17 protein-coding genes are annotated in these 17,804 nt (G+C 70.2%); 11 read left to right on the plus strand and 6 right to left on the minus strand.

The window, feature by feature from the left end:
* Positions 1–170 precede the first annotated feature (170 nt).
* Positions 171–1,088 carry a hypothetical protein gene (locus P8R59_RS11855; protein WP_278101236.1) on the plus strand — a complete coding sequence of 306 codons (918 nt, stop codon included), beginning with the start codon at positions 171–173 and terminating at the stop codon, positions 1,086–1,088.
* 113 nt (positions 1,089–1,201) lie between these two features.
* Here P8R59_RS11855 and P8R59_RS11860 read toward each other — a convergent pair whose 3' ends face one another.
* Positions 1,202–3,316 (minus strand): S9 family peptidase, encoded by a 2,115-nt coding sequence (locus P8R59_RS11860; RefSeq protein ID WP_278101237.1) that lies wholly within the window; start codon positions 3,314–3,316, stop codon positions 1,202–1,204.
* Between the two features lie 172 nt (positions 3,317–3,488).
* On the opposite strand from P8R59_RS11860, the gene P8R59_RS11865 reads away from it, so the two are divergent.
* From P8R59_RS11865 to P8R59_RS11880, 4 genes are all read left to right on the plus strand, one after another.
* On the plus strand, positions 3,489–4,712 hold the full coding sequence (locus P8R59_RS11865) for an inorganic phosphate transporter (protein ID WP_278103818.1): 1,224 nt from the start codon (positions 3,489–3,491) through the stop codon (positions 4,710–4,712).
* Positions 4,709–5,038: a peptidase gene (locus tag P8R59_RS11870; protein ID WP_077050213.1), complete on the plus strand. Its 330-nt coding sequence runs from the start codon at positions 4,709–4,711 to the stop codon at positions 5,036–5,038. The genes P8R59_RS11865 and P8R59_RS11870 overlap by 4 nt, the downstream gene beginning before the upstream one ends.
* Before the next feature lie 35 nt (positions 5,039–5,073).
* A complete protein-coding gene (locus P8R59_RS11875) occupies positions 5,074–5,973 on the plus strand; it encodes a phosphodiesterase (RefSeq protein ID WP_278101238.1) in 900 nt (299 codons plus the stop codon).
* A gap of 137 nt (positions 5,974–6,110) precedes the next feature.
* The gene (locus tag P8R59_RS11880) at positions 6,111–7,574 is read left to right on the plus strand and encodes an aspartate ammonia-lyase (RefSeq protein WP_278101239.1); all 1,464 of its coding nucleotides are present in this window, start codon (positions 6,111–6,113) and stop codon (positions 7,572–7,574) included.
* Positions 7,575–7,625: 51 nt separating this feature from the next.
* On the opposite strand, the gene P8R59_RS11885 is transcribed toward P8R59_RS11880, so the two are convergent.
* Positions 7,626–8,492 (minus strand): fumarylacetoacetate hydrolase family protein, encoded by an 867-nt coding sequence (locus P8R59_RS11885; RefSeq protein ID WP_278101240.1) that lies wholly within the window; start codon positions 8,490–8,492, stop codon positions 7,626–7,628.
* A 93-nt stretch (positions 8,493–8,585) separates the two neighbouring features.
* Here P8R59_RS11885 and P8R59_RS11890 point away from each other — a divergent pair, with 93 nt between their 5' ends.
* The 3 genes from P8R59_RS11890 to P8R59_RS11900 all read left to right on the plus strand — a co-directional run bounded on the left by P8R59_RS11890 (position 8,586) and on the right by P8R59_RS11900 (position 10,977).
* Complete coding sequence (locus P8R59_RS11890; RefSeq protein WP_278101241.1) at positions 8,586–9,752, plus strand: PrsW family intramembrane metalloprotease; 1,167 nt, start codon at positions 8,586–8,588, stop codon at positions 9,750–9,752.
* 149 nt (positions 9,753–9,901) lie between these two features.
* Positions 9,902–10,267 (plus strand): FKBP-type peptidyl-prolyl cis-trans isomerase, encoded by a 366-nt coding sequence (locus tag P8R59_RS11895; protein ID WP_077050208.1) that lies wholly within the window; start codon positions 9,902–9,904, stop codon positions 10,265–10,267.
* Positions 10,268–10,416: 149 nt separating this feature from the next.
* The gene (locus P8R59_RS11900) at positions 10,417–10,977 is read left to right on the plus strand and encodes a YceI family protein (protein ID WP_022879808.1); all 561 of its coding nucleotides are present in this window, start codon (positions 10,417–10,419) and stop codon (positions 10,975–10,977) included.
* 69 nt (positions 10,978–11,046) lie between these two features.
* On the opposite strand, the gene P8R59_RS11905 is transcribed toward P8R59_RS11900, so the two are convergent.
* From P8R59_RS11905 to P8R59_RS11915, 3 genes are all read right to left on the minus strand, one after another.
* The gene (locus P8R59_RS11905) at positions 11,047–11,964 is read right to left on the minus strand and encodes a DMT family transporter (RefSeq protein WP_278101242.1); all 918 of its coding nucleotides are present in this window, start codon (positions 11,962–11,964) and stop codon (positions 11,047–11,049) included.
* Positions 11,965–12,042: 78 nt separating this feature from the next.
* Positions 12,043–13,344, minus strand: a complete 1,302-nt coding sequence (locus P8R59_RS11910) for an MFS transporter (protein ID WP_278101243.1) — start codon at positions 13,342–13,344, stop codon at positions 12,043–12,045.
* Complete coding sequence (locus tag P8R59_RS11915) at positions 13,341–13,562, minus strand: DUF167 domain-containing protein (protein WP_278101244.1); 222 nt, start codon at positions 13,560–13,562, stop codon at positions 13,341–13,343. The genes P8R59_RS11910 and P8R59_RS11915 overlap by 4 nt, the downstream gene beginning before the upstream one ends.
* A 164-nt stretch (positions 13,563–13,726) precedes the next feature.
* On the opposite strand from P8R59_RS11915, the gene rpsO reads away from it, so the two are divergent.
* Positions 13,727–13,996: a 30S ribosomal protein S15 gene (gene rpsO / locus P8R59_RS11920; RefSeq protein WP_013583433.1), complete on the plus strand. Its 270-nt coding sequence runs from the start codon at positions 13,727–13,729 to the stop codon at positions 13,994–13,996.
* A gap of 191 nt (positions 13,997–14,187) precedes the next feature.
* Here the strand turns inward: rpsO and P8R59_RS11925 are convergent, their stop codons facing one another.
* Positions 14,188–15,204, minus strand: coding sequence for an isopenicillin N synthase family dioxygenase (locus P8R59_RS11925; protein ID WP_278101245.1), 1,017 nt, complete (start codon positions 15,202–15,204; stop codon positions 14,188–14,190).
* Between the two features lie 348 nt (positions 15,205–15,552).
* Here P8R59_RS11925 and efeU point away from each other — a divergent pair, with 348 nt between their 5' ends.
* Complete coding sequence (gene efeU / locus P8R59_RS11930; RefSeq protein ID WP_278101246.1) at positions 15,553–16,578, plus strand: iron uptake transporter permease EfeU; 1,026 nt, start codon at positions 15,553–15,555, stop codon at positions 16,576–16,578.
* Positions 16,575–17,804 carry an iron uptake system protein EfeO gene (gene efeO, locus P8R59_RS11935; RefSeq protein WP_278101247.1) on the plus strand — a complete coding sequence of 410 codons (1,230 nt, stop codon included), beginning with the start codon at positions 16,575–16,577 and terminating at the stop codon, positions 17,802–17,804. Before efeU ends, efeO begins: the two co-directional genes overlap by 4 nt.

The raw sequence follows: 17,804 nt of genomic DNA on the forward strand, positions 1-17,804 counted from the left end.
CCATGAATTGCGTTGTGTGTCCCACATCTTGCTGGTCTGGGCCGCCCTGAGCAGCAAGAAGTGGGACACGCTCGCGGGAGGCAGAGGGACACCTCCTCCACAGCTCACGGTCCAGCCGATGAGGTTGTGGAGAAGGGCGTCCGGGCTCACGGCATCGAGACCCTTGGGGCATGAAGCCACCACAGCCCCTTCCCGACGGTCTTCCTGAACGGTTCCACGTCGCCGATGCCCGTGATCGCGGGGTGACTCCCGCTCGGTTGCGGGCGTCGGATCTCTCAGCGCCTTTCCATGGCGTGCGCTCACGTTCGCTCGACGATGCCCGATCCATCCTCGAGCGGTGCCGTGCCTATGTTCCGCGCCTCGCCCCGGGACAGTTCTTCAGCCACGAGACGGCTTTCGCCCTGCTCGGCCTGAGCACGCCGGCGTGGCCGTACACGCCTCTCGTCCATGTATCCACACATCGTCCCGCTCGCGAACCGCGCACGCGCGGTGTCGTCGGCCATCGGCTGCAGACACGCGAACCCGCCATCGAAGAGGGTCCGGACGGGATGCCGATCGAGAACGCCGTGCGAGCCTGGCGGCAATGCGGCCGGCTCTGGCAGTTGGATGATCTCGTCGCGGGCGCGGACGCGCTTCTGGCGGGCCGACACCCGATCGCCACGCTCGATGCACTCTCTGAGGAGATCGCGACCATGGGCGACATGCGCGGCGGCGTCCTTCGTCGAGCGTTGTCGTTGGCGCGCCCGGGCGTTCGATCGCCGCGAGAGACGCATCTGCGCTTGTTACTCATGCGCCGCGGTCTCCCGGAACCTGAAGTCAACGCCGACATCTTCTCGTCGCGTGGGGAGTTCGTCGCAGAGATCGATCTGGCGTTCGCGACGTGGCGGGTGGCCGTCGAATACCACGGTCGTGTGCACGCGGAAGATCCCCGCCAGTTCGCCCGCGATGCCGACCGATGGGCGGCGATCCGTGCCGCGGGCTGGGATCACGTCCGGATCCTCCACCATCACCTCCGCGATGGCGGTGATCCCGCCTTCGCGATGGTGCGCGACGCACTCACCCGGGCGGGCTGGCGGCCCGGCCTCTGACACCGTGTCCCACCTTCAGCGGTATTGAGGGCCGCAGAGTGACAACTTGTGGGACACGCCCTGCCAAGAGTGGGACGAGGCGCCCGCCGGGCCGCAGCGCAGCCCCCCGCCGCCTACTCCGCCAGGCCCAGCACGTCCAGCAGCCAGGCCAGCTCGAACGCGCGCTCGCGCCAGGCGTTGTAGCGCCCGCTGACGCCGCCGTGTCCGGCGACCATCTCGCACTTCAGCAGAGCGTCGGCGCCCACCTCGCGCAGGCGCTGCACCCACTTGGCGGGCTCGACGTACAGCACGCGGGTGTCGTTGAGGGAGGTGACCGCGAGGATGCGGGGGTACCGGACCCCGTCGCGGACGTTCTCGTACGGCGAGTACGACTTCATGTACGCGTACACGTCGGCGTCGTGCAGGGGATCGCCCCACTCGTCCCACTCGATGACGGTGAGGGGGAGGGAGGGGTCGAGGATCGTCGTCAACGCGTCGACGAACGGCACGTCGGCCAGGATGCCCGCGAACAGCTCCGGCGCGAGGTTCGCAACCGCGCCCATCAGCAGGCCTCCGGCGCTCCCGCCCTCGGCGACGAGGCGGTCGGGGGTGGTGTACCCGGATGCCACGAGGTGCCGCCCGACCGCCACGAAGTCGGTGAACGTGTTGCGCTTTGACTGCAGCTTGCCGTCCTCGTACCACTGGCGGCCCATCTCGCCGCCGCCGCGGACGTGAGCCACGGCGAAGACGACGCCCCGGTCCAGCAACGACAGACGCGGAACCGAGAAGCCGGGCTCGATCGAGTGCTCGTAGGAGCCGTAGCCGTAGAGGTGGACGGGCCGCGGCGAGGAACCGGGCTCGCCGAACGAACGCTTCCACACCAGCGACACCGGCACGCGGGTGCCGTCGTCGGCGGTCGCCCACGCCCGGGCCTGGCCGTAGTCGTCGGGGTCGAAACCGCCGAGCACCGGCTGGCGTTTGCGCAGCAGCAGCTCGCCGGTGTCGATGACGTAGTCGTACACGGTGCCCGGCGTCACGAACGAGCCGTAACCGACGCGGAGCACGGGCGGCGCCCACTCGGGGTTCCCGCCGGTGCCGACGCTGTAGAGCGGTTCGTCGAACGTGATCTCGGTCACCGCCCCGTCGCCGTACGACAGCAGGGCGAGGCGCGCCAGACCGTCGCGGCGGTAGGCCACCACGCCCCAGTCGCGGAACGTGTCGACACCCAGGAGGCGCTCGCCGGGTCGATGGGCGATCACCGTCTCGCGCGCACCCTCCGGATCGGATGCCGCGACACGGACGAGTTCGAAGTCGAGCGCGCCGTCGTTGTGGAGGATGTACAGCACGTCCTCTCCGCCGACGACGGCGTGATCGACCGAGTACTCCACGCCCTCGCGGCGCGGCCAGACGACGCGTGCCTCGCCGCGCAGGTCGTCGGCGTCGATGAGCCGCTCCTCCGAGGTGATCGAGGAGCCCACACCGATCACCAGGTAGCGGTCGCTGCGGGTGAAGTCCGCACCCACCCAGTACCGCTCGTCGGGCTCGTGGAACAGCTTCACATCGGCATCCACGCCCGTGCCGATCTCGTGCAGCCACACGGTGTCGGGGCGCCACGCGTCGTCGACGGTGGTGTAGACGATGAAGCGGCCGTCGGGGGAGAACGTGGCGCCGGAGAAGGTGCCGGGGATCTCGTCGACGAGGTTCTCTCCGGTGGCGAGGTCGCGGACGCGCACGGTGTACCGCTCGTCGCCGGCGACGTCGACGCCGTAGAGCATGCGGGTCCCATCGTTGGACACCTCGAAGCTTCCGAGGGAGAAGAAGTCGGTGCCCTCGGCTTCGACGTTCCCGTCGAAGAGGATCTGCTCGCCGGGGACGGCGACGTCGGGGGAGAGCTGCGGCGGCGTCCAGTCGTCGGGGGAGCGGAGGGGTGCGCGACACTGGATGCCGTACTGCGCGCCGGCGATGGTCCGGCCGTAGTACCACCACTCGCCGCGACGGGCGGGCACCGAGAGATCGGTCTCGAGCGTGCGCGCCTTGATCTCGCCGAAGATCTCGTCCCGCAGGGATGCCAGGTGCGCGGTGCGCGCATCGGTGTACGCGTTCTCGGCCTCGAGGTGGGCTACGACGTCGGCGTCGTCCTTGGCGCGCAGCCACTCGTACGGGTCGTCGAAGGTGTCACCGTGGTGGGTGCGCGCCGTGAGGCGGCGGGCGGCGACGGGAGGGACGGGGCGGGCGTCGGTGTCGGTCACCTCCCCACGCTATCCCGCTCCCGGCGCGGACGGCCGCTCGGCGTTTGACCGATGCCCATGCCGGTGAAATGATGTCGTCGGCCCGGTGAACATGGGCCGAATGTCAGGTGAACTCTTCGTTCTCCGCGCCGATCCCGTCGGCATCCCTCCTTCCCCCTACGGAAAGCGATCGGTGGAGAGCGCAGCCCTTGTCATCGTGCTGGTCATCGCCCTGGCACTGTTCTTCGATTTCACGAACGGCTTCCACGACACCGCGAACGCGATGGCCACGCCCATCGCCACGGGTGCCCTGAAGCCCAAGGTCGCGGTGCTCCTCGCGGCCGGCCTGAACCTGGTGGGCGCGTTCCTGTCGACGGAGGTCGCCAAGACGATCTCGGGTGGCATGATCCGCGAGGACCAGCTGAGTCCGGACATCTTCCCGCCGATCATCTTCGCGGGCCTCATCGGCGCGATCACCTGGAACATGCTCACGTGGCTGCTGGGACTGCCCTCCAGCTCGTCGCACGCGTTGTTCGGCGGGCTGATCGGCGCAACGCTCGTGGGCGTGGGGGCGGCGGCGATCGACACGGGCGTCGTGCTCAGCAAGGTGATCCTGCCCGCGCTCATCGCCCCCCTGACCGCCGGCCTCATCGCCTTCACGGTGACCAAGATCGCCTACGGCATCACGCGCCGGTACGACATGAAGGCCGACGGCCGCGACGGCTTCCGGTGGGGGCAGATCTTCACGTCCTCGCTCGTGGCGCTCGCCCACGGCACGAACGACGCGCAGAAGACGATGGGCGTCATCACGCTCGCCCTCATCACGGTCGGGTGGCAGTCCTCGTCCGAGACCGACCCGCAGCTGTGGGTCATCTTCGCGTGCGCCTTCACGATCGCCCTGGGGACCTACATGGGCGGCTGGCGCATCATCCGCACGCTCGGCAAGGGGCTGACCGACGTGAAGCCCGCGCAGGGCTTCTCGGCCGAGACGTCCACGGCCGCGACGATCCTGGCATCCAGCGCCCTCGGTTTCGCGCTGTCGACCACGCAGGTCGCGTCGGGGTCGGTCATCGGCTCGGGGCTCGGCCGTCGCGGCTCGACCGTGCGCTGGAACACCGTCGGTCGCATCATGATCGGCTGGGTGCTCACCCTGCCGGCGGCGGGCGCCGTCGGAGCCGCGGCGGCCCTGATCGTGGTCTGGCTGGGCGGCTGGGGCGTGGCGGTGGATGCCGTCATCGCCGTCGTGATCATCCTCGGGCTGTTCCTCCGCTCGCGCCGCGACGAGGTCACCTCGGCCAACGCCATGAGCGAGGTCGCCGACTCGGGAGCGGCGGTGAAGGTGCCGCGCAAGCCCGGCCCCACGCGCCGTCAGCGCCGCCTGGAGCGCGCGCAGGCCGGGAGGGATGACCGCGCATGAGCATCGACTGGGAAGCCTTCCTCCACGTCTTCATCGCCGCGCTGGTGGGAGCCGCGACCGTGGTGACCTTCTACGCGCTCGGACTGCGTCTGCTCGTCCGGGGCGGCCGTCCGCCGCTGGTCGCTCCGGTGGAGTTCACGGATGCCATCACCGTGCTCACCGACAAGCAGAGACGCCGCGCCGAGAAGGCGGTGGCCAAGGCGGCCGCGCGCAATCCGCTGAGCGCGGGGCAGAAGCGGCTCGCGCTCCTCGGCGCCTACGCGTGCTTCGCCGTCTGCGCGGCGGCGGTGCTCGGTGCGCTGCTGCTGATCCTGCTCCGCCACTGAGGCGCCGTGTCGGGCGCCCCTCGTAGGCTGAGGGCATGGCTTCGGTGCAGTTCGGTCAGTACGCGCCCGCGCGGCGCGTGATCCTCCACCTCAGTGACACCCACCTGCTCGCGGGTGATCGGCTGCTGGGCGGGCGGTACGACACCGCCGCGCAGCTCCGCCGCACGCTCGCGGCCGCCGAGGCGACGGGTGTGCGACCGGATGCCGTGGTGTTCACGGGCGATCTGACCGACCTCGGCGAACCCGAGGCGTACCGTGCGCTGCGGGCGGAGGTCGAGCCGTGGGCGCAACGTCTGGGAGCCCCCGTCGTGTGGGTCGCGGGCAACCACGACGAGCGCGGGGCGCTGCGCGCCGGCCTGCTCGACGCCGACGCGACGGACGCGCCCGTGACGGGGGTCTGGGACCTGGATGGTCTGCGGCTGATCGCGCTGGATTCCACGGTTCCGGGCTGGCATCACGGCGACCTCGACGCCGGGCAGCTGGACTGGCTGCGGGCCGAACTCGCCGAGCCGGCGCCGCTGGGCACCATCCTGGCGCTGCACCATCCGCCGCTGCCGACGCACATCCCGTTCTTCGACATCCTCGAGCTCCGCGACCAGCCGGGTCTGGCGTCGGCGATCGCCGGCAGCGACGTCCGTGCGATCCTCGCCGGCCACCTCCACTACTCCACGTCCGGCACCTTCGCCGGGGTTCCGGTGAGCGTCTCCGCGGCCTCGTGCTACACGATGGACCTCGCCGCCCCCGCCGACGAGGTGAACGGAATGGATGCCGGGCAGTCCTTCCACCTCGTCCACGTGTGGGACGACACGATCACCCACGCGGTGGTGCCCGTCGTCGACGCCGAACCGGCGGGCTACTTCACGCCGGAGTGGGTCGCCCGAATGGCTGAGCTCACGCCCGAGGAGCGGCTCGAGGCCTTCTCGCGCAAGCGCTGACCCGGCGCGCCCGGTCGCTGTACGCGGGGGAGTGCGCGGCTCCGGCGACAGGCCGTGGCGTCCAGCGACTCCGTCGGTCGCGGTGGTTAGGCTCGGGGGATCCCTGACCGCCGTGACGACCCACGAGGACATCCCCCATGGCTTTGGACGCAATGACGCGCACCCGTATCGAGACCGACTCGCTCGGCTCCCTCGAGATCCCCGCCGATGCCTACTGGGGCATCCACACCGCACGGGCTCTGGAGAACTTCCCCATCGCCAAGCGACCGATCTCCGTCTACCCCGACCTCGTGCGGGCCCTCGCGATGGTCAAGCAGGCCTCCGCGCGCGCGAACCGGCAGATCGGCGTGCTCGACCCGGCCAAGGCCGACCTCATCGACCGCGCCGCGCAGCGCGTGATCGACGGGGAGTTCCACGACGAGTTCGCCGTGGGGGTCATCCAGGGCGGCGCAGGCACCTCGACGAACATGAACGCCAACGAGGTGATCACCAACATCGCCCTCGAGATGGCCGGGCGCGAGAAGGGCGACTACGCGTTCCTCTCGCCGATCGACGACACCAATCGGAGCCAGTCGACGAACGACGTCTACCCGACGGCGGTGAAGATCGGTCTGTCGCTGACGCTGCGGAGTCTGCTCGAGGAGCTCGGGCTCCTGCGGCAGTCGTTCCTGTCGAAGGCCGAGGAGTTCCACGACGTCCTGAAGGTCGGTCGCACGCAGCTGCAGGATGCCGTGCCGATGACTCTCGGGCAGGAGTTCCACGGCTTCGCGACGACCCTGGGCGAGGACTACAACCGTCTGCAGGAGAACGCCTACCTCATGTTCGAGATCAACATGGGGGCCACCGCCATCGGCACGGGGATCACCGCGCACCCGGACTACGGTCCCTCGGTGCTGCGTCACCTGCGCGAGATCACGGGACTCGACCTCGAGACCGCGACCGACCTGGTGGAGTCGACGAGCGACACCGGTGCGTTCATGTCGTTCTCGGCATCCCTCAAGCGCAACGCGATCAAGCTCTCGAAGATCTGCAACGACCTGCGCCTGCTCTCCAGTGGACCGCAGGCCGGTCTGGGTGAGATCAACCTGCCGGCGCGCCAGGCGGGCTCGAGCATCATGCCCGGCAAGGTGAACCCGGTGATCCCCGAGGTGGTCAACCAGGTCGCGTTCTCGGTCGTCGGGGCCGACATGACGGTCACCATGGCCGTCGAGGGCGGTCAGCTTCAGCTCAACGCCTTCGAGCCGGTGATCGCGCACTCGATCTTCCAGTCGATCACGTGGATGCGACAGGCGATGTGGACCCTGCGGGTGAACTGCGTCGAGGGGATCACCGCGAACCGCGAGCGCCTGGGCGCGATGGTCGGTTCGTCGGTCGGTGTCGTCACGGCCCTGACGCCCTTCATCGGCTACGCGGCGGCCGCGGCGCTCGCCAAGACCGCGCTCCTCACGCATCGCAACGTCGCCGACCTCGTCGTCGAGGCGGGGCTCATGACGCGCGACGAGGTCATGAAGCAGATCTCGCCCGCGCGGCTGTCGGGTCTGCAGGCCGTCACGGCGGCGATCCCCGTTGTCCGCGCCGCGGACAGCGTCGTCGAGGAGTGACCCGCACCTGACTCGGGCGGCGACCCGACGCGGCGCCGCCCCGCCGCGGCCTCAGTCCAGGATGCGGCAGTGGGTCGTGAGCTCGCCGATGCCGTCGATGCCGACGGTGACCGTCGACCGGTCGCGGAGGAAGATCTGCGGATCGCGGGAGTATCCCGCACCGCCGGGGCTGCCGGTGGAGATCAGCGTGCCCGGCAGCAGGGTCGCCGACTCCGAGAGCTTGTGGATGAGCGTCGCCACGGATCGCACCATCTGCCCGGTGGAGGCGTCCTGCACGGTGTGGCCGTCGACGACGGTCCAGATGTGGAGGTCCTGCGGGTCGGGGATCTCGTCGGCGGTGACGACGAACGGACCCGTGGGGGTGAAGCCGTCGAAGGATTTGCAGCGCGACCACTGCGCTTCCGAGAACTGGATGTTGCGCGCGGTGATGTCGTTGACGACGGTGTAGCCCCACACGTGGTCGAGGGCGTCGGCCTCCGGGATGTCGCGGCCGGGGCGCCCGATGATCACGCCGAGTTCGGACTCGTAGTCCACGGCCTCGCTGAGGGAACGCGGCCACGAGGTCGTCTCGTGGTGCGCCGTGAGGGAGTTCGGCCACAGAACGAAGACGGTGGGGCCGGCATCGGTCTTCAGTCCCAGCTCGCCCGAGTGCGCGGCGTAGTTGAGGCCGACGGCGAGGATGGTCGGGGGAGCCAGGACCGCCGAAGCAAATCGGACCCCGTCGAGCGGATGCCGCGGCGCCGCCGCCGCAGCCTCGCGGACACGGCCCAACAGGTCGTCGCCGCCGGCGATGAGCTGTTCGAGGGTCGCGGGAGCGCCGGCGAAGAATTCATCGACGAACGCGAACTCCTCGCCGTGGACGCTGATGAGGCGAGGGGCATCGGCCGCCTCCGGGGAACGGACGTGGGCGAAACGCATGCCTCCACGCTACCGGGCCGCTCGGCGCGAGAAGCCGTCCGCCGACCCCGCAACCGGCCCGAGCGCCCGGGAGAGCGCCCCTAGGCTGTGCGCATGAGCTACCCCTCGCCGCTGTGGCAGCCCGGTCCGGGCGAGCCCGCCCGCATCTCCGACGCCCCGCCCTCCGCCGCCCCGGCCGCGGCGGTCCCCGCGCGTCCGCGGCGGGACGGGGTGCTCCTCTGGGTCGTCGCGGCGCTGCTGGTGCCCGTGCTCGGGCTGCTCGTGCTGTATTTCCTGCGGTTCCTCGGGCCCGCGGCATCCATCGTCGGGATGGTCCTGGCGGTCGTGCCGTTCGTGATCGTCTGGTTCGCCGTGCGTCTCATCGACCGCTGGGAGCCGGAGCCGCGCCGGCTCCTGGCCTTCGCCGTCGCGTGGGGGGCGATCGCCTCTGTCGCGATCGCCCTCGGCGTGGACGCACTCCTGGCGTTCCTCACGGGAGGCCTGGGTGACGTGTTCAGCTCGGTCGTCCAGGCCCCGATCGTCGAGGAGGTCGCGAAGGGTCTGGGGCTGCTGCTGCTGTACGTCGGCGCGCGCCGGTGGTTCGACGGGCCGGTGGACGGCATCGTCTACGGCGCGCTCATCGGCGCGGGCTTCGCGTTCACCGAGAACGTGCAGTACTTCGCGGTGAGCTTCATCGAGGGCGGTGCCGTCCAGGTCAGCGGGGTGTTCTTCCTGCGGGCCGTCCTCTCGCCGTTCGCGCACGTCATGTTCACCAGCCTCACCGGTTTCGCGTTCGGGCTGGCCGCCCGGCGGTCGCTGGGAACCGGGGCCGCGTTCCGCTACGCCCTGCCGGGGCTCGCGGGCGCGATCGTGCTCCACGCGCTGTGGAACGGCTCCGCGACCTTCTTCAACTTCTTCGAGCTGTACGCGACGCTGCAGGTGCCGCTCTTCGTGCTGTTCGTGCTCGGCATCCTGGCGCTCCGCCGGGAGGAGGCGCGGCTGACCCGGGCGCGACTGGGCGAGTACGCCGCCGCCGGGTGGTTCACCGCGCAGGAGGTCGACATGCTGGCCACCGGCGCCGGACGCCGTTCGTCGGTGGCGTGGGCGCGCGGGCTGCCGGGCGACCGTTCCGCCGTCATGAAGACCTTCATCCGGGATGCCACGGCGCTCGCCGCAGCGCGCCAGCGCGCGCTCTCCGGACGCGACGCCACCGCGGCGGGGCAGGAGCGCGCGCTGCTGCAGCGCACCACCGCCGCGCGCGCGGCGTTGCTGGCGCCGTGACCCAGGGTCTTGACAGCCGGAGGGCACCGGGAGCACCATCGATGTAGGCCAACTCAGCGCCCGGGAGACACGCAGGCATCGCCGCGGCACCGGGCGCTGAGTCTTGTCCAGGGGGTTCGCGACGGCGTCCCGCGTGCTTGGATGGACTCATGACTGATCGCACCAAGCCGGAGTTCGACGCTCCCACCGGTCCCGCCCCCTCCGACCTCGTCATCCGCGACATCATCGTCGGCGACGGCGACGAGGCGAAGCCCGGCGACACCGTCACCGTGCACTACGCCGGTGTCGAATACGAATCGGGCGAGGAGTTCGACTCCTCGTGGGGACGCGGCGAGAGCATCCAGTTCCCCCTCCGCGGACTGATCCAGGGCTGGCAGGACGGCATCCCGGGCATGAAGGTCGGCGGACGCCGCGAGCTCGTGATCCCGCCGCACCTGGCCTACGGTCCCGCCGGTGGCCACTTCCTCGGCGGCAAGACCCTGATCTTCATCATCGACCTGCTCAAGGTCGGCTGATCCGGCATTTTCATCGCCTGTTCACGAACCCGAGGGAGCCGCGGCCCCCTCGGGTTCGTGTTTTTCCACGATCGTGGAATACATTCGTATGAATGAGAGTTGGACATCGGCAGGACGCCGAACCGGCTCCCCAGACCTCAAGGAGTGACATGACCGACACGACCACGCTCGAGATCCCCGGCTACAAGGCGGGCACCTGGGTGCTCGACCCCTCGCACAGCGAGGTGACCTTCACGGTTCGCCACATGATGATCTCGAAGGTCCGCGGCACCTTCGGCATGAAGAGCGCCACCCTCGTCGCCCCCGAGAACCCGCTCGAGGCCACGGTCGAGGCGTCCGTCGACGTCACCTCGGTCGACACCAAGGACGAGGGCCGCGACCAGCACCTGCGCTCCGCCGAGTTCTTCGACACCGAGACGTACCCGACCATGGACTTCCGCTCCACCGGCGCCCGCGTCGAGAACGGCGACTTCCTCGTCGACGGCGAGCTCACCATCCGCGGCGTCAGCAAGCCCGCCACCTTCGCCATCGACTTCGGCGGCTTCGGCACCGACCCGTGGGGCAATTACAAGGCCGGCGCCACCGCCAAGACCGTCATCAACCGCGAGGACTACGGCCTCACCTGGAACGCCGCGCTCGAGACCGGCGGCGTGCTCGTCGGCAAGGACGTCACCATCGAGCTCGACCTGCAGTTCGCCCTCCAGGCCTGATCGCTCGACCCCCGCGAGGCCCCGGACGCCACGGCATCCGGGGCCTCCGTCGTGCCCGGACGGCGGGGATCAGGCGGCGGCGCGGCGGCGGAGCCGCACACGGTCCTGGACCAGCAGGATGCCGAGGAACACGATGAGCGCGCCCGCGGGTTCGTTCCACGTGATCTTCTCGCCGAGCACGACGATGCCCAGCGCGACGCCGACCACCGGGGTGATGTAGGTCACGGTGGATGCGCGGGTCGGTCCCCACGCGCGCAGCGTGTTCTGGTTCCAGACATAGGCCAGGCCCGTGCCGAGGACGCCGAGCGCGACGATGCTCGCGACGACGGCGGGCGTGAGGCGCATCGGCTCGGCGAGGATCAGCGGCGACAGCAGCAGCATGAGCAGCGCCGCCGGGCCGATGTAGCCGAACGCGAAGGCGATGCCCGTGAGTCCGGCGTTCGAGAGGAACCGGCGCATGTAGGCGAGGCTGAACCCGTAGCAGGCGGTGGCGCCGAGGAGCGCCACCTGAGCGACCGTGCTGCCACCGAGGTCGGTGAGGGCGCCCGGCGCGATGATGACGACGACCCCCAGGATGCCGAGGGCGATCCCCGCGAGCTGGCCCGCCCGCAGTCGTTCGACCCGGAACACCGCCCACGCCATCACGGCCGTCATGATCGGGGTCGTGGCGTTGAAGATGCTCGCGAGCCCCGACGACACGTGCTGTTCCGCCCACGCGAAGAGCAGGAACGGCACCACGCAGAACGTCACGCCGAGGACGCACAGGTGCGCCCAGATCCGGGGGCTCCGCGGCATCCGTTCCCGTCGGATCGCGACCACCGCGGCCAGGGCGAGCGCACCGAAGAGCAAGCGCCCACCGGCGACCTGCGCGGGCGTCATGCCGGTGAGGGCGACCGCGATGAACAGGAAGCTCGACCCCCAGACAATGCCGGTCAGGACGAACTGCACCGTGACCGAGACGGGGGAGGGGGAAGGAGCGGATGCCACGTTCCCGACACTAGGTGCGGGGTCGGACATCGCGCGCGGCGTCCGACTGCGACGTCCGGAATCCGCCGGTGGTTGACGCTAAGGCGTCGGGTTCAGCGCGTCGTACTCGCGGAACCGCGGGGACAGGCGCACGAGCACACCGACCAGGGCGAGGATCAGGACGCCGCCGAACAGAGGCGGCACCCACAGTGCGGTGAGGGTCGCGAGAGTACCCGCGTAGAGCGCTCCGACGCGGGGGCCGCCGGCGACCACGACGATGAAGATGCCCTGGAGGCGCCCGCGCATGGCATCCGGGACCGCCGCCTGCATCATCGTCGACCGGTAGATCGCGCTGACGTTGTCCGCGGCGCCGGAGACAGCCAGGACGATCGCCGCGAGCACGATGAGCACGACGGCGCCGGAATCCTCGCCGGTGCCGTTCGGGCGCATCCATCCGAGGCTCGCCGCGAGAAGCACGAGACCGAACGCCCCGATCGACAGGCCGTAGACCTGGATCGCCCGCTCGATCCCGAGGCCCTGTCGCCGAACGCGCCCGACCGGCCCCGAGAACAGGCTCGACAGGAACGCGCCCGCCGCGATCGCCGCGGTCAGGATGCCGGTCGTGATGGCGCCGCCGCCGAGGAGCACCGCGCCGATGGCGGGGAACAGCGCGATCGGCTGACCGAACGTCATCGCGGTGATGTCCAGCAGATACTGCAGGCGGATGTTCGGGGCGCGGCGCAGGAATCGGGCGCCGTCGCGGAACGACTCCAGGCCCGGCCGGACGATCTCGCCCTCGGGGCGGAGGCGGGGGAGCGACCACAGGCCCAGGAACAGCGACGTCATCAGCAGGACGTCGAGGGAATACGTCCACGCGTAGCCCGCGAACGCGACGAGGACGCCCGCGAGCGCCGGGCCCGCCATCACCATGATCCCGACCGTGACGCCCTGCAGTGCGGCCGCGGCCGGCAGGAGGTCGCGGGGGAGCAGGCGCGGAGTGATCGCCGATTTCGTGGCCATGACGATCGAGTTGGCGGCCGAGTTGATCACGCTGAGGACGAAGAGGGATGCCACGTTCTCCATCCCCGTCCAGGCCAGGGCGGCCAGCAGCGCGGTGGACACGAACGTCACCGAAGCCGCGAGCAGGGCGACGGTGCGACGGTCGAAGGCATCCGCGAGCATGCCGCCGTAGAGCCCCGCGAGGACCATCGGCACCAGGCCCGCGACGGCGATCATCGACACGGCGAACGTGCTCTGCGTGAGCTCGAACACGTGCAGCATGACGGCGACGACGGTGAGCTGCCCGCCCATGCCGGACAGGGTCGACCCGATCCACAGTCGCGCGAACGCCGGCGACGTGGTGAGCGGGCGCAGGTCGATCAGCGCACTGCCCCGGCTCACTCTCCGACCTCGACGCGCTTGATCCGGGCGGTGTGGCCGCGCACGATCTCGACGTCGCGCGCCGGGACGCCGAAGTGCTCGGCCAGGGCCCGCACGACGCCCGCGTTCGCCGCGCCGTCCGCGGCGCGCTCGCGCACGTGGACGAGGAGACCGTCGGGTCCGTCCTCGACGAGGGGGCCGCGCCGGCTGCCGGGCTTCACGCGGACGGTGATCTGCACCCGTCGAGGCTACGGCACCCCGGGATGGACGGGTCCGCGGGCGAGTGGGTGGCGGCATCCGGATGCTGGTAGACTCATGCGGTTGCCGTTCGATCGGCCGCGGATAAAGAGAGCCCACGCATCAGGCGTCGGGCGCCGCGCAACGAAGAGGAAGGGGATCACCTATGGCACTGGAAGCAGACGTCAAGAAGGCGATCATCGAAGAGTACGCGACGCACCCCGGTGACACCGGATCCCCCGAGGTGCAGGTCGCGATGATGACGCAGCGCATCAAGGACCTCACCGAGCACCTCAAGATCCACAAGCACGACCACCACTCGCGCCGTGGACTCTTCTTGCTCGTCGGTCAGCGCCGTCGCCTGCTGGGTTACCTGCAGGATGTCGACATCAACCGTTACCGCTCGCTCATCGAGCGTCTCGGTCTGCGTCGCTAATCGCACCAGCGTTCAATCGCGCAAAACATTCTTGGAAGGCCGCCCCACGGTGTGGGGCGGCCTTCGTCATTCCCCGGTGGCGTTGCGGGGTCGCGGCATCCATCGATAAACGCGATCCACGGTCAGAAACACGATGGCGTCGTGTTTCTCGTGGTGGATCGCGTTTATCAGTGGGGAGGCGAGGAGGAGCCTCAGGATGCCGCGCGGGCGGCGACCAGATCGGGATGCCAGCGCTCGGCGACATCGGGGTGGGCGCGCAGGCGCGACTTGAGGGCGTTCTCGCCGTAGGTGGCGTGGATCGGGTTCGTCGGGTCCTGCTCGACGCCGCGGGCGTCGGCTGCGAGCTCGGCGGGGAGGTCGATGATCGGCAGGATCGCGTCGAGGGCCGGGTTGAAGAAGAAGGGCACCGAGATGCGCTCGTCGGGGAACCGGGGCGAGATCACGCGGTGCTTCGTGGCCGTCAGGTATCCCTGCGTGGCGTACTCCAGCAGCTCGCCGATGTTCACGACGAAGGCTCCGGACACCGGGGGAGCGTCGACCCACTCGCCGTCGCGGAGCACCTGCAGGCCGCCCTTGCCCGGCTCCACCCACAGCAGGGTCAGCACGCCGGAATCCTTGTGCGCGCCGACGCCCTGCTGGGGTGTGGGGTCGTCCTTGCCGGGGTACCGCACGATCTTGATGAGGGTCTGCGGGTCGCCGAAGTGGCGGTCGAAGTATTCCTCCTCGGCGCCGAGGGACAGTGCCCATGCGCGCAGCAGGGTCCGGGCGATCGCCGTCAGGCGGTCGTGCCATTCGGTGACGACATCGCGGAGCTCGGGCTGCGCCGCGGGCCAGAGGTTCGGGCCGACGAGCCGGTTGTAGCCGGGTCCGTCGGGGTTGGTGATGGCCTCGCGCTCGGGGCCGATGTCGATCTGCTCGCGCCAGTCGACACGACCCTGGGTGAGTTCGCCGCCGACACGCGTGTAGCCGCGGAAATGCGGGCTGGTGAGGTTCTCGATCGCGAGCTTCTCCTCCTCGGGGAGGGCGAAGAAGTCCTTCGCGGCCTGGAGGAGGCGAGCCTCCAGCTCGGGGCTGATCCCGGTGCCGGTGAGGTAGAAGAAACCGACATCGCGGGTGGCGGTGCGCAGCTCGTCGCGGAATCGTGCGGCGGCCTCCGGCCCCTGGTCGAGGAGCGAGAGGTCGAGGATCGGGAGGTTCAGCTCGGACATGAACCGAGGCTAAGTCGGGCCCCCGGGGCCAGGGCGAATATTGCCGACGGTTACCGGTCCGCACGCGGCGTCGGCACCGCGCGCACGCCGAGCGCAGCCCGTGCGCGCGCACGGAGTGAGATTCTCCCGATCAAGGACTGAATTTCGGGTGAGGAGCGGAATGTGACGCCGCGCGGTTGCACGCATCCAAACGACCGATACCCCGCCGATCAGCGGGGGTATCCCGCCGTTCGGTGGGGTGCGGGAGGCGTGTCGCATTGCGTAATGTGTCTGAGTCAGGTGAGGCTGCCCTTACCTACCCGCACCGCCGCGGCTCCCCCTCCGAATCCCGAAAGCCGGTGTCCGCTCGTGCTCGCCTCCTTCTTCGCTCCGTTCCTCATCGGGCTGCGTGAGGGGCTGGAAGCCGCCCTGGTCGTGGGGATCCTCGTCGCCTACCTCACCAAGCTCGGGCGCCGCGACGCCCTGCCGCGTCTCTGGGTCGGCGTCGGACTCGCGATCGGTCTGGCCCTGGCGATCGGCGCCGTCTTCACGTTCGGCGCGTACGCCCTGACCTTCGAAGCGCAGGAGCTGATCGGTGGCGGTCTGTCGCTCCTGGCAGTGGCGATGGTGACCTGGATGATCTTCTGGATGCAGAAGGCCGGCCGGTCCCTGAAGGCGGGTCTCGAGGGGGGAATCGATCGGGCCCTCCGCGGCGGAGTCTGGGCGCTCGTCCTCATCGGCTTCGTCTCCGTCGCGCGCGAGGGCGTGGAGACGACCCTGCTGCTGTGGTCGATGGTGCAGGGCTTCGGCGACAAGCCCGTCGCCCTCGTGGGAGCGCTCGTCGGTCTCGTCACCGCCGCCGTGCTCGGCTGGCTCATCGCGCGGGGCATGCTGCGTCTGAACCTCGGCCGCTTCTTCACCTGGACGGGCGGGTTCCTGATCATCGTCGCGGCGGGCGTGCTCGCGTACGCCTTCCACGACCTCCAGGAGGCCGGTGCGCTTCCGGGCCCGTTCGGGGCCGGAGCCCCGATCGACCCGTCCACCGGAGCCGTCGCCGTCGGCTGGGCGGGCTTCCCCTTCGGCTGGGCGTTCGACGTCTCGAACACCCTCGCCCCCGACAGCACCCTCGCGGCGCTCCTGCAGGCCACGGTCGGCTTCATGCCCCAGATGACCTGGCTGCAGGTCATCGCGTGGGTCGTCTACGTCGCCGTCGTCGTCCCCCTGTTCGTCCGCGGCGTGCGCGCGGGCCGCCGCCCCGCCCCGGCCACGCCCGCCGCCCCCGCGAGCGCCGCCGCACCGGAACGGGCCGCCTCCCCGGCCTCGACCGCCGCCGCCTCGACTCCGGATGCCGCGCCCACCGTGGCATCCGTCGCCCATCCGAACGGAGCATCATGAACCCGACTCGCCTCCTCGCGGCCACGGCCGCGGCCGGCGCGGCCGTCCTCGTCCTCTCGGGCTGCGTCGCCAAGACCGACGCCGCCGCCACCGGAGCCCTCACCGTCACCTCGACGGCCGACGGCTGCGATGTCTCCGCGGCGACCGCGACCAGCGGCACGCTCGCGTTCGACGTGGTGAACAAGGGCGATCAGACCACCGAGTTCTACCTGCTCGCCTCCGACGGTCTGCGCATCGTCGGCGAGGTCGAGAACGTCGCCCCGGGAGCATCGCGGAGCCTCACGGTCACCGCGCAGCCGGGCGACTACTTCACGCTCTGCAAGCCCGGCATGGTGGGGGACGGCGTCGGCAAGGCCGCCTTCACGGTCACGGGCGACGCGGTCGCCGTCGACGGCGCGGATGCCGAACAGAAGCAGCAGGCGATCGACCTGTACGCCGCGTTCGTCAAGGATCAGGTCGGACAGCTGCTCCCCGCGGTGCAGGCTTTCGCCGCCGTCTACGAGTCCGGCGACGACGCGGCGGCGCAGCAGCAGTACCCGCGGGTCCGCGCGTTCTACGAGCGCATCGAGCCGATCGCGGAGGCGCTCGGCGACCTCGACCCGCGCATCGACTACCGCGAGGTCGACGCCGTCGCCGAGGGGCTGGCGTGGACCGGGTTCCACCGCATCGAGAAGGACCTCTGGGTTCCGGCGCAGGATGCCCTGAACGCCGACGGCGAGACCCCGGCGTGGCAGGACTGGGCTCCGTCCACCCCGACCGAGCGGGCGACGTACGGCCAGACCCTGGTCGCCGACACGCAGGAGCTGTACGACTACGTCCACTCCGACGCCTTCGAGCAGGCCCTCACCGATCAGGGCGTCGCGGGGATCTCCAACGGCGCGATCGCGCTGCTCGACGAGGTCGCGACCGGCAAGATCAGCGGCGAAGAGGACTGGTGGTCGGGGACGGATCTCTACGACTTCGCCGCGAACGTCGAGGGCTCCAAGATGGCGTTCTCGCTGGTGCGCGACTTCGCCGAGTCCAAGGGCGACAAGGGCGCCTCGCTCGTGACCCGGATCGACTCCGGATACGCCGACCTCGAGGCGGCGCTCGCCGCTCACGGTTCCGCCGACGCCGGTTTCGTGCCCTACTCGCAGCTCACCGAGGACGACAAGCGTCAGCTCACCGACCTCATCAACGCCCTGGCCGAGCCGCTCTCGCAGCTCACCGTGACCGTTCTGGAGTGA

This window comes from Microbacterium proteolyticum (assembly GCF_029639405.1).
Lineage (GTDB): Bacteria > Actinomycetota > Actinomycetes > Actinomycetales > Microbacteriaceae > Microbacterium.

Excerpts from the sequence above, each read along its gene's own strand:
- P8R59_RS11855 (WP_278101236.1), top strand. The coding sequence starts at position 171 with ATGAAGCCACCACAGCCCCTTCCCGACGGTCTTCCTGAACGGTTCCAC.
- P8R59_RS11870 (WP_077050213.1), top strand. The coding sequence starts at position 4,709 with ATGAGCATCGACTGGGAAGCCTTCCTCCACGTCTTCATCGCCGCGCTG.
- P8R59_RS11875 (WP_278101238.1), top strand. The coding sequence starts at position 5,074 with ATGGCTTCGGTGCAGTTCGGTCAGTACGCGCCCGCGCGGCGCGTGATC.
- P8R59_RS11880 (WP_278101239.1), top strand. The coding sequence starts at position 6,111 with ATGGCTTTGGACGCAATGACGCGCACCCGTATCGAGACCGACTCGCTC.
- P8R59_RS11885 (WP_278101240.1), bottom strand. The coding sequence starts at position 8,492 with ATGCGTTTCGCCCACGTCCGTTCCCCGGAGGCGGCCGATGCCCCTCGC.
- P8R59_RS11890 (WP_278101241.1), top strand. The coding sequence starts at position 8,586 with ATGAGCTACCCCTCGCCGCTGTGGCAGCCCGGTCCGGGCGAGCCCGCC.
- P8R59_RS11895 (WP_077050208.1), top strand. The coding sequence starts at position 9,902 with ATGACTGATCGCACCAAGCCGGAGTTCGACGCTCCCACCGGTCCCGCC.
- P8R59_RS11900 (WP_022879808.1), top strand. The coding sequence starts at position 10,417 with ATGACCGACACGACCACGCTCGAGATCCCCGGCTACAAGGCGGGCACC.
- rpsO (WP_013583433.1), top strand. The coding sequence starts at position 13,727 with ATGGCACTGGAAGCAGACGTCAAGAAGGCGATCATCGAAGAGTACGCG.
- P8R59_RS11925 (WP_278101245.1), bottom strand. The coding sequence starts at position 15,204 with ATGTCCGAGCTGAACCTCCCGATCCTCGACCTCTCGCTCCTCGACCAG.
- efeO (WP_278101247.1), top strand. The coding sequence starts at position 16,575 with ATGAACCCGACTCGCCTCCTCGCGGCCACGGCCGCGGCCGGCGCGGCC.